This is a genomic window from Cellulophaga baltica 18 (assembly GCF_000468615.2).
Taxonomy (GTDB): Bacteria; Bacteroidota; Bacteroidia; order Flavobacteriales; family Flavobacteriaceae; genus Cellulophaga; species Cellulophaga baltica.
Map to the genome: position 1 here is coordinate 1174721 of NZ_CP009976.1, position 12166 is coordinate 1186886.

Annotated in this window: 10 protein-coding genes; 9 read left to right on the forward strand and 1 reads right to left on the reverse strand. The window is 30.5% G+C overall.

Features of this window, described 5'->3' with window-relative positions:
- Window positions 1-33 precede the first annotated feature (33 nt).
- Window positions 34-576: a hypothetical protein gene (locus M666_RS04935; RefSeq protein WP_029447519.1), complete on the forward strand. Its 543-nt coding sequence runs from the start codon at window positions 34-36 to the stop codon at window positions 574-576.
- A gap of 214 nt (window positions 577-790) precedes the next feature.
- Here the strand turns inward: M666_RS04935 and M666_RS04940 are convergent, their stop codons facing one another.
- Entirely contained in the window at window positions 791-1834 is a 1044-nt protein-coding gene (locus tag M666_RS04940) for a hypothetical protein (protein ID WP_029447518.1), read from the reverse strand.
- A 279-nt stretch (window positions 1835-2113) separates the two neighbouring features.
- Here M666_RS04940 and M666_RS04945 point away from each other — a divergent pair, with 279 nt between their 5' ends.
- The 8 genes from M666_RS04945 (at window position 2114) to M666_RS04985 (ending at window position 11806) form a co-directional block, all read left to right on the forward strand.
- The gene (locus tag M666_RS04945) at window positions 2114-3427 is read left to right on the forward strand and encodes a hypothetical protein (RefSeq protein ID WP_029447517.1); all 1314 of its coding nucleotides are present in this window, start codon (window positions 2114-2116) and stop codon (window positions 3425-3427) included.
- A gap of 276 nt (window positions 3428-3703) precedes the next feature.
- Window positions 3704-4267: a Crp/Fnr family transcriptional regulator gene (locus tag M666_RS04950; protein WP_029447516.1), complete on the forward strand. Its 564-nt coding sequence runs from the start codon at window positions 3704-3706 to the stop codon at window positions 4265-4267.
- A 56-nt stretch (window positions 4268-4323) separates the two neighbouring features.
- Window positions 4324-4755: a hypothetical protein gene (locus tag M666_RS04955; RefSeq protein WP_029447515.1), complete on the forward strand. Its 432-nt coding sequence runs from the start codon at window positions 4324-4326 to the stop codon at window positions 4753-4755.
- Window positions 4756-4959: 204 nt separating this feature from the next.
- Window positions 4960-5553, forward strand: coding sequence for an acyl carrier protein (locus M666_RS20840; protein WP_029447514.1), 594 nt, complete (start codon window positions 4960-4962; stop codon window positions 5551-5553).
- Between the two features lie 403 nt (window positions 5554-5956).
- A complete protein-coding gene (locus M666_RS04970) occupies window positions 5957-7330 on the forward strand; it encodes a class I SAM-dependent methyltransferase (RefSeq protein WP_029447512.1) in 1374 nt (457 codons plus the stop codon).
- 291 nt (window positions 7331-7621) lie between these two features.
- Window positions 7622-8614, forward strand: coding sequence for a hypothetical protein (locus M666_RS04975; protein ID WP_151198032.1), 993 nt, complete (start codon window positions 7622-7624; stop codon window positions 8612-8614).
- Window positions 8615-9047: 433 nt separating this feature from the next.
- Window positions 9048-11273, forward strand: a complete 2226-nt coding sequence (locus tag M666_RS04980) for an AAA family ATPase (protein ID WP_029447510.1) — start codon at window positions 9048-9050, stop codon at window positions 11271-11273.
- Window positions 11274-11395: 122 nt separating this feature from the next.
- Window positions 11396-11806, forward strand: coding sequence for a hypothetical protein (locus M666_RS04985; RefSeq protein WP_029447509.1), 411 nt, complete (start codon window positions 11396-11398; stop codon window positions 11804-11806).
- Window positions 11807-12166 lie beyond the last annotated feature (360 nt).

A 12166-nucleotide genomic window follows, 5' to 3' on the forward strand; every position in this document is an offset into this window, starting at 1 on the left:
ACATTCATAAACGAATCATCAAATTATATTTTTATGGCTGCATTTAGTCTTTATCCAAAACTTAATATCACCGCAGAAGATTACTTGCATTACAATACCTATTATGTTGAGCATAGTTCTGATAAGGTAAATGAGAGTGCTATTCCAACACGGCTAAAATGGTTGCATGAAATGTATGAAAAAAAACATGAATTACTCAGTGATGCAGCCATTGTAACCCTTAACAATACCGTGAAGAAACACTTAAAAAGAGATCGTTATTTGTTGCTAATTTTTGGCCTTGGCTGTTTAATCGCCTTCTATTTTGCATTGCAATACCTAAAACCTACCATAGCTATCAGTCTATACTATAAAGTCCCTGCCGTATACAACAACCCGTGGGATTTTATTTTAGTCAGTGTCATCTTTATAATTGCCTGGTGGTATGAAAAAAGACAGTATAAAAAGAAGCTTATTCTTGGTATAAAAAACAAGTTTATTGCTGCTTTAGAAAGTCACTTTGCATCAACTGTATTTAAAAAAGAAGCACATCAAAACAAAAAACATAAAAAGGCTACCAAGAACAGAAGGTGGTAAGTACTGAAATCATTGGAACCAAATGAAGCACACTATAAACAAATATACCATTGGGAGAGCATTGTGATCTTAGCCTTATACCATTCGTTTTTTACTAAATTCCCTTTCTAGAATAATAGCAAAAGTACTCTTGTAAATTGTCTCCCCCCCCTTAAGATGCGATATTTCTATTACATATTTCGCTACTTAAACTTATGAAGGTATGCTGCTACCGCTATTTTGTAGTAAAATCAAAAGTGATTTTTTCTATTTTATTTCTAAACTCTGTTTTTTCATCTTTTATAGTGCGTCCATTTATTAAATAATATTCATTGTTATAAACAACTACATCTGCACCCCAACAACTTTCATAGAACGGCGTTGACATTTCGGTAAAAACAGTACTTAAAGTATCGTAAGCATAGAATTTCAAGGTAGACTTAGCATATGTAACAGTTCCATCAGCACCGTCTACAGTAGGAATGCCTCCTAATCCAAAGATAATGTAATCGTCAAACTGCAAAGCTACACTACTATCTAAATCATTTTCCGTCACAAGATTATTTACAGAAATTAAACTGGTGAAATCTTCACTAAATTTTGATATTATAATTTCATTAGACCTCCCAGTACCACTACTAGGTGTCACGTAATAATTAGAATTATCTAAGGTTAAAGAACCATTATAACAATCTCCTCTATTTCCTGTATTGATATACGTACTATATTCTTCTAATTCATTAGTGGTTAAATCAAATTTATAGATTGTTTTATTTCCGTTAGATTTATCTAAAAAATAAATTGCCTCATCTTGTTCTGCATAAAACCCTGAGATTGAAAATAAACCATTTGCTAATGGAAATTGTTTAATAACAGACCAACTATTCAATTCAAAATCAAATTCATACAAACCTCTCTGTGTAAACATACTCCATTTACCATTTCGGATAAAATTAATTTTTAGGCCGCTAGAAAAGTTTGATAAAATGTTAGCTGTATCGGAAGCTAACAGTGTCCATTCTGCCAGTATAAAATCAAAAACATAAGTATCTCTTTCACTTAAGGAATATAATTTATCCTGATACACAATGTGTGCATTAAACTCGTTTACTGGTGTATCTGCTATTTTATGCCAACTCACCAAATTCAATACATCAATAGGTTCTGCTATTGGATTCTCATCAATTTTATCACCCCTATCAGAACCACTGTCTTCCGATGAACATGATATTATTATAAATGAAATAATAAGGAAAATACTTTTGCTGACAGCGCTCATACTGATTGTTAGATTTTTGATTAAATTAGTGATTTAGATGGATACATTTATTAACGTAGATTACAACTATAAATTATATTCTAATGCAAAACTACCTGATAGGTTTTTATACGTTTATAGTACCAGATAAGCTTCTGAAAAAGTAAGAAGAAGAAGAAGATTTAAGAGCTTATTCTTAGATAAGCCAGAGTTAAGGCACTTTATGTAATACGCTTCATCAAAACTTTACTACTTTTAATTCCTATACAAAACCACAACCTTAACCAACCTTTTGATACTATGAAAAAATTAGTTTTTGTTTTTCTTCCTTTGCTATTCCTCGTATTTGCCTGTTCAAAAAAATCTTCGGAAGTAGAGAAACCCATCGAGGAGGAAATTATAGCACAAGAAATTGAGACCTACTTTACCTTAAACGTTCCTGAAAATAAATTTTCTGATACCACTGAAGCTTGGGTTGTACTTCATGATCCCAATAACAATAATGTTTTGGATTACCAGCGTTTAACAAATGGAACTACCTACACTTTTGAAAAACTCAAATCCGATTTCTTTATTGCTTCCAATATTAGTTTATTAAGCATAGCAACAGACAACGGCAATACTAGCCTCTATATTTCTACCTATACTTTTATTGACAATGGTACAGAATGGACCTTAGACAGTCCTACCGCACCAAAATTTACACCTAGAGAAAATCCAACTGGAGCGCTAGTGATCAAAGCAAACAATTTAATTTCACCGGCTTCCTATAATGTATCCAATTCCTTTGGATCCACGCTTTCTGGAGGCGCGAGTAATTCTACAGTAGACCAACAAACCGCTCTATCTTTTGATAATGTCCTATTTTTTAATGATAATCGTTATTTACTTTCTCTTTTTGACGCTAATGGCGATGGGAAATATATGTTCTTAGATGATTTAACAGATGGCCAAATTGTTACTCTTGACAATACGCAACTAAAAACATTTGACCAAACGGTACCCGTATATATTCCTGAAGGAGGTGAATATTACTCATCCGTATTTGGCTATAATCAAGGACAGGAATATAGCCAAGGAAATGGATACATTTTAAATTTGATTTTTCCTTTTGACAATGAAAAAATAACCTCAGGGACTTTAAATCTAGGATATTTAAATACTTTAGATCGGTATATCACAACGTTTAACTATACTAAGGATAAGTTTAACTATAGCTATAAAAAATATGGCGAAATCCCAACAAGAATCTTTATCGGATATCCTGAAGAATGGAATGTAGAGGTAACAAATGAATCCATACATAATTTTCAATTTAGTGGCCCTTCAACTAATTTATTTTACACGCAAAGCCATCATTGGCAAACAAGTTCCGGAACTAAAGATGTGGACTATTCTGAAATACATTGGGCTGTAATTCATAGGGGTGATTATTACCCTTTTAGTTATCAATTACCCGATGAAATTTTGGAGGCCTATCCAAATTTAGATATCAATGGTGTAGCGTATAAAAGAAGTATCTTTTATTTAGATCGTCAATCCGCCACGGCTAAATATGTTGATCCTAATCCTAACTTATTACTTGATTCTGAAACTGTTCGCATAGAAAATTAAAGGTTAATTACTATGTAGTAGTGCATCCGACTTTGAGCAATTCAGAACAAAACCGTTCTAATATCGAACACACACGATTAGGTGCTTTTTAAAGTATGTAGTTCAACAACTAAATAAACTACCATAATAAAATACCTACTTCTGTAAAAAACTGTGGTGTAGCCATTTCTTTTTATTTTACCTTAGTAACTGCAAGAGATTGCAAATCTCTCTCGTATGAAAAATTAAAACTATATACTTACGTAAAGCCATACGTTAGATGTAATTCCCAAAAAAATGGAGAAATTCCTTATTAACAATTTTAATATTTCAGCATCTGACGCACAATTATTTTCAGATTCTTTTGAGAGAATAAATTTAATGAAAGGAGAAAAATTTATAACCTATGGTAAAGTCAGTAATAGAGTCGGTTTTGTAGAAAAAGGCCTTTTAAAATGTACTTTAATTGGTTCAGAAAAATCAGTTGTAGACGATTTTGCGTTTGAAAATCAATTTGTAGCAAATTATTATAGTTTTTTAAAGCAAGAAAAATCAAATAAAGAAATAGTTTGTTTACAAGATTCTGTACTAAGAATAATTACCCGAAAGAAACTTGAAGAATTAAGTAAGTATCCTTTTATTGAACAAATAGCAAGACAAGTTTCGGAACAACTTTTTATTACTACATCAAAAAAACTTGAAGATATAAGACTTTTAAGCGCTGAGGAAAGATATTTAAAGTTAGTTAAAATTGATAAAAGAATTACGGATAAAATCCCTCAGTATGAAATAGCTTCATTTCTAAATGTGAGCCCTGAAACGGTAAGTAGAATTAGAAAAAAGATTGCACTCGGTTCTTGATTTACATCAATGAATTCTCGTAATAATAATCTCATTTTTGTCTAAAACCTATAGAGATGAGTAAGCACATTAAAGCTACAGCAGAAGCTGGCAAAGAATTTTATTTAAAATTTCTTCAAAATGGAGAAGCTATTGTAATGCTAAATTTATTAAAATTCAAATCAAAAGCAGATTATACTGGTTTAGAATTACTAAAACCAAAAGAGGAAATTACAGGAGAAGAAGCGTATAAATTATACACCAATAATACATTAGATGGACTGAAACGAATAGGAAGTGAAATATTATTTTACGGAGAAAGTAAGAATTTCTTAATTGGACCTAATTCTGAAAAATGGGATGTTGTGCTATTAGTAAAACATCAATCAGTCCAATCTTTTATCGAGTTTGCCAAAAGTAAAGTTTATTTGAACAATGTAGGGCATCGGACTGCGGGGTTAGAAGATTCAAGACTATTGCCAACTACTGAAATAACAAACTATATCTAATAAGGCCCAAAAAACATAAGGCATTTGTGCTAATCTGAAAGGTCTGCGAATATTAACAAAGTCTACTACATATAAAATTTGCCGTTTAGAGTAGAAAAATCAAAGTTCTTATATTTAGCTAAGAAATAAACCGAAACGACAGTGTTTAATACCTGCCTTAGGTTTCATACTTTTAACGCTTTAAAACATTTATTAAAACCGAGAATGGGATTAGATTCAGTAGAATTAGTTGTGTCAGTAGAGGACACATTTGGAATTAGAATTCCTGATGATGAATGCGAAAAAATTTATTCTGTTCAAGATTTCGCTGATGCTGTTTTTAAAATAATTTCAATAAATCCGACGAAAAAGTGTCTAAGGCAACTTATATTTTATCGTATTAGAAAAGCATTCCAAACATTAGATTTTGAGAAAGTAATTATACGGCCTGATACTAAAATATCGGAATTATTCACTCAGCCCGAACTAAAGACAAATTGGAAAAAAATAGAAACTGAACTCGGGCTAAAATTACCGGAATTAGTTGCTCTTGATTTTAATCCAAATGTAAACTCTCATGTCAAAATTTTGGGAATTAAAACCCTAAAACGAACTTTACCTGTATCCAAAGGAACAATTAGACAATTAATCGATTGGACTATATCATTGAATTTTGATACATTAATTGACATTCAAAGTATTACCGACAAATATGAAATAGAAAGAATTATTTCGGGAATAATAAGTAAAAATATGGGGATTCCCATAAGCGAAATTGAATTAAAACATTCGATTACAAATGATTTAGGAATTGACTAAGAAAACCCACTTGCGTATGTCCGTACGTTGTGATTAATTAGGCAAGATTGAAGTCATATAGTATATAACAATTACCTATTAACACCCAAATCCTTACCATTATCTATCAAAACGGTTCTAATACTGAAAATACCCGATTATGTAGTGCAAAAGCGTGCATTTCAACGATTAAATAACCTATAGTAAGCAAAGTATCCACTTCTACAAAAAACAGTTTTATAACCATTACTTTTTTTCCTACTTTAGTAACTGCATGAGATTGCAACTTCCCCCCACAGAAAAATAAATCCCACCTCACCGGCGGGTAGGCAAAATAAGAGGCTTTAGCTTTGTGCCCAGATGGAAACAAAAGGTTTCCTAGTCTCAAGCACTACGCTTAGCCAAACCGTTAACTACAGTAATTATGAAACCTATTTCAACGGAAGCGAAAAAAATATTGAGCCCTGGTAATGCAACCAAATATTTGAGAGATGCTGTCCCAGCAGTTCGTATTAGTAAGTTTAAATTTCTTGAAGTTAATGTGGGTTATTGTAGGGCTATTCTTCCCTTAAATAGCTTCAGTTCTAATCAGCATGGTACACATCAGGCATTAATTTTAGGCATGGCAGGCGATTATACTGGCGGTGTTGCTCTAGCTAGTATTCTTGATGCAGAACCCATTCTTGGTGTTCATGAAGTAACAGCCAACAAAGGAATGAGTCTTTGGTTAATTAAATCTGAAATGAGTTATCTAAGACCTTCTGTAGAAGATGCATACATTGAAGCTCACGTACCAAAAGAAAAGCATGAACTATTAATACAACGTTATCATAGAGGAAGCACCATACTTCTAGATATAGAAATGAGTTTTAGAACAAAAAATGATCAAGATGTCGCTAAAGGCACATTTAGATATTATTGCAAAAAGAAAAACCTGTTAATGCCGTCAAAAAGTAATAGGAAAGCAGATGCAATGTTTGAGCACATCATCAAAACTTCGGCCAAGTTAATTGCACGACTGCGTTTTCTTGAATCCAAAAAAACCAACCCATTGTTCATAGATCAAATCGCTAACGAAGTTGCTGGTGCACAAGGCAAGGTTATAGCTAATCGTTTTCTAGAAATTCTACCAGAGCTACAACTCTTAGTCGCAGGAAGAACACATCATTTAGACTTGACTTTAATAAGAACATCGGATACTATAAAGCAGATTGTTTTTGTAGGAGTTGGTCTAGATTATAGAATCGAAAGACATAATGAAAACATTCAAAAGAAACTAGTCTATTCTTTAGATTTAGGAGAAATGTTAGCCTACAGAAAAGAATGCTCCAATCAAATTGATGCTATATCTACAATAGAGCAAGCTCAAGTTCAAATAAGCTGTAATTTTATCACGGAAAGCATCTCCGAAAAATTATTAAATAATGGCTTCGATTCTCAAAAAGCATCTCTGTTCATCTTCGAAGGATGCTCTATGTATTTTTCGTCTAAAGAAAATAACAAAATACTAAATGAAATAGGAGATTTAATGAGATATAATAAGAATAGCTTGCTATGGATGGATGTGATTGATGAGAAAGTTTTTGATTCTGACAACCCAATAGTTAACAAATTCTTAGCGGGTATGGCGCGACTCGGAGAGCCATTTATTTATGGTTTTAATAGCAATAATGAAATCATTAAACAGAGTGGTTTATGTTTAATAAATAAAAGCTTTGCGACCGATTTTTTTAAAGATGAAAACAATGAAATTTATACGCTCTACTCATACAATTTATTCAAGTCATTAAGTTATTAAGATCATAGTGTGAATCATAGTACCTATTAACACCCAAATCCTTACCATTATCACTTAAAACCGTTCTAATATTGAAAATACCCTATTATTTTGTCCTGAAAAGTGTATCTCAACGATTAAACAACGAATTGTACGTAATATTTACCGCTTTTACTAAAAACTGTAGTGTAGCCAATTCTTTTTATTTTACTTTAGTAGCTACGGGAGATTGCTATTCTCCTCCATATGAAAAATTAAAAGTATATACTTTTGTATATCCGTACGTTGTCTGTCATTAAAACTAATCTACATTTGAAAAAAGCATTCATAATAATATTATTGGCGATTCTAAGTTGTAAGACTGATAAAAAAAATACTACTCAAAAAGAAATTAAAACTGAAATTGTTTCTAAAAAATCTATCGAAGAAATCAAATATGTTACTGCAAAATCAGGATTAATTTATCGTGATAAAGCAAAAGGAAAAGCATTAGGGAAATTTGAATTAAACAGCAAATTAAATGTCATAGAACATACTGCAATTTTTCAAGAAATTAAAGATAAAGACAAAATAATAAAAGGCGAATGGGTTGGTGTAAAATTAGATAAAAACAGCGTAGTTTATGTTTTTGACGGATTTCTTTCTACTACTAAACAAGAATATTCTAATCAAATAAAAAAATATTTAGAAAATGGTATTTGGGTTTTAAAAGAATTTAAGAATCAACTCTATAAAGCTAATGATTGGAATGATATTACATTATCAGGTTATGATTTTGTAAATATAGTTTTCAAAGATAAAAGAGTAGTAATATGGTCACCTTACGACACGGAAGAATATAGTTGTAGTTTAAACGACAAACTGATTGCATATTACTATGAACCGTTTGACAACAGAACAGACACAATATTTAAAATTACAGAAATAACTCCTTCATCACTAACTATTAAAATTAAAAACAAAAAATATGAATATTTTAAAGTCTCAAGAGAGATTAAAGAAAATGATTTATATAAAGTTGTTCAAGAAGGTTCAGACAGTGTTTTAAATGAATGGTTTTCCGGAAATTATATTTTTAAAGATAATGAAGGGAGATCTGAAATAAAATTTAACCCTCATGGTAAAAGTATATATATGTTGTATCCATACTCAGGTAGATTTTTAGCAATTGATTTAGAAGGTTATACTTATAAAATACACAAAAAAGAAGTAGATACTTATCATTTAGAAAAAGTATACTATAGTTCAGACGCTGATGGTTATGTTTTCACCGAGGAGAAATCTACCTTAACAAAGGTAAAATAGCGCCACACCACAATTTTAATTGTTGCAACACTCTAGAATTCAAAAAAATACGCCCACAATGACCAATTTTTAAAGCAGATTCTTTTCAACCTAGTAAATAACAAAGTCATTTTAGATACTCAAATCCAAGCTCACCCTCCAATGGCTTCTTACCTATTAACATCCACATACTTACCATTATCTCTTAAAACGGTTCTAATACTGAAAATACCCGATTATGTAGTGCAAAAGTGTGCATTTCAACGATTAAATAAAGAATTATAAAGAAAATACCCCGTTTCTGCGGTTTCCCGCAGAATGGCCATTTCTTTTTAAGCTACTTTAGTTCCTGTAAGAAATTACAACTCTCCCCTGCAAATTAATGACTGTTTAATTACGTGTAACCCTACGTCATGAGATAAATCTTTCGTGAAAAAGAAAAATTAAATAATAAATGATAAGCAAAATAGACCTAAAAAAAGTAGCTAGTTACAAGAGCACAACGACCTTAGAAACAGATAAAGTTTTAAATCTTATTTATGGCTTAAATGGTACAGGAAAAAGTACTTTTTCAAATTATCTATTAAAAAGAGAAGATGAAAAGTATAAAGATTGCTCTATTATAGGTTTAGATAAGAATCACGAAATTCTTGTTTATAATCAAACTTTTATCCAGGAGAACTTTTTCGAATCTGAAAATTTAAAAGGAATTTTCACTCTTTCAAAAGAAAACAAAGAAGCTATAACAAAAATTGCTAGGGCTGAAAAAGAAATAGAAAACCTTGAGGAAGAAAAAACCAAAACGACCAAAAAATTAGAAACAGAAAATATATCAATAGGTAAAAAGCTAGAAAACGCAAAAGTTACTATTTGGAAAATAAAAACGGATTTTAGTGGTGGCGACCGTGTCCTTGAGTTTTGTTTAGAAGGTCATAAAGGTTCAAAAGACAATCTATTTAATCATATTCAAGGATTAACGAAACCAACAGATAAACCAACCAAAAGCATTGATGATTTAAAAAATGACGTTCAGGCAATTATGGGAGAAAATGCTCAAAAATATGCCTATGTTCCTAAAATCACATTCTCATCTTCAAGTACAGAAACTGAAAAGATTTTCGACAAACAAATCGTAGGTAATGAAAATAGTAGTGTATCTGAACTAATCACAAAACTTGGAAACTCAGATTGGGTAAAATCGGGATTAAATTATTTACCCGAAGAACCATTTAAAGAAAATAAAGATTGCCCTTTTTGTCAAGAAAAAACCATTACAAACATATTAACAGAAAATATAAAGGGTTACTTTGACGCTTCTTATGAAGCAGATATTAACGCTATAAAAACCTTTCTCGGAGAATATTTACAAGCAATTCAACAAATTCCGAACAAAACAGTTTTTGAATCCAATCCTAAATTTGAATCATTCAAGCAAGATTTTGAAATTAAATTTAGTGCATTTAATCAATTAGTTAAGTCGAATAAAAAAAAGATTGAAGAAAAAATAAAAAATCCAAGTGTACCTCAAACTCTTGAAATTTCAACGAAATTATTAGAAGAGGTCAATCTGGTTATAAGTAAAATTAATGCTTCGATACTAGAACACAACGATAAAATTGATAAAAAAGCAACAGTAAAGACAGCAATAAAAAAGACTTTTTGGCAAATTATGCGTTGGGATTACGACCAAACTATAAGTTCATATCTTTCAGATAAAGGCATATCAAAAACTAAAACAGATTTGCTTAATATAACGATTAAAGGTGTTGACAAAACAATTGTTGAACAGAGGTCAATCATATCTGAACAACAAAAACAAACAGTTAATATTGAAAAAGCAATTGCAAATATTAATGATGGATTAATTGACTTAGGAATTACTGATTTTGAAATTGAAAATCACGAAGAAAACCTTTACAAGATAGTAAGAGACGAAAACAAAGAAAAAGTATTTCGTTCATTAAGTGAAGGAGAAAAAATGATAATAAGCTTCTTGTACTTTTTAGAAATGTGTAGAGGAAAACAAGACGCTACTGAAACAGGAAAAAAGAAAATAATTATTATTGATGACCCTATTTCTAGTCTTTCCCATATTTATGTTTTCAATATTGGAAGACTAATTAAAAACGAGTTTTTTGGAAAAAAAGAAATAAAAAAAGATGAAGCAACTGGAGAAAAAGTAACTATTTGGAATTATAAGTATGAGCAAGTTTTTATTTTAACTCATAGTCTATATTTCTTTTACGAGATTACAGAAACAAAGCACGATGAACGAAAAGAAACTCAAAAACTATTTCGACTTATTAAAAACAATGATGGTAGTCGTTTTCAAACAATGAAATATGAAGAAATTCAAAATGATTATCAAGCATATTGGTCTATTATAAAAGATGAAAATCAACCACCAGCGCTAATTGCAAATTGTATGAGAAACGTAATTGAGTATTTCTTCAATTTTGTACAGAAAAAAGATTTAAATAACTTTTTTTTCAATCAAGAACCATTTAAATCAAGTAATAGATTTCAAGCATTTAATCGCTATATAAATAGAGAATCTCATTCTTTAGGTCAAAACATTTTCGACTTTAAGGAATTTGACTATAATGACTTTAGAGATGGATTTGCAGAATTATTTAAAGTAGCAGGATATGAAGAACATTATAAGAAAATGATAAAGTAAGAGCTACTATAATTAACACCGTTTTGATGTTAAATCTAAAGTCTGTGGATGTTTACAAACAACACCAAATCTTTTAATTTACTTTTAATTTACCTAAAATCGCTAAAAAAACAGAAATCCAAATGAAATTTAAAATAGTAGTGATCGCTTTAATTGTCATTTTATCAGGAATTTACTTTTACAATAAATATGTTGAAAAAAGGGAATCTGATGCCAAATTGAAAGAAATTATTGAAATACGTGAAGAATATAGAAACCAAGAAAAAATAGAAACTTTTTCTTATTTAAGCGATGATCAAATTAGTTTAGCAGCACAAAAATTTGTAAAAAAATCTTTACAATCGCCATCAACAGCTAAATTTCCTGCCCTATTTAAATCTTCAGTTAAAAAATTAAGCCCTGGCTATTTTATGGTATCTTCTTTTGTAGACTCACAAAACACATTTGGAGCAATGATTAGAAGTAATTATGAAGTAAAATTAAGACAAACAACAGATGGTAAAATTGAGTTACAAGACATCAAATTATATTAATAATTAGAAGAGTCAGCTTTACAAATAAGTCCAAACTAAATTAATTCTTCAGCTAATGAAAAAACCACTAACCCTAATTATTCTCTTACTAAGTTGCATAATTACAAATGCACAATCTTGTGATGAAATGATGAGTTTTGTTAAATCAAATAGTTCTGGTAGGTCTTATACAAATTATGATAGTGAAGCCATTTCCAAAGTCACTTTTTACACAGTAAGAGTTGATTATAAGACCTTATATTTTGCTATAGTCTGTTTTAAAAAACAATATTCATATTCGTGTAATGAATACCTTTATCAAGTAAGTTCATCGACTCAGTCAAATTATTCGATGGATCATTATAATAGTGCTGGTAAAGC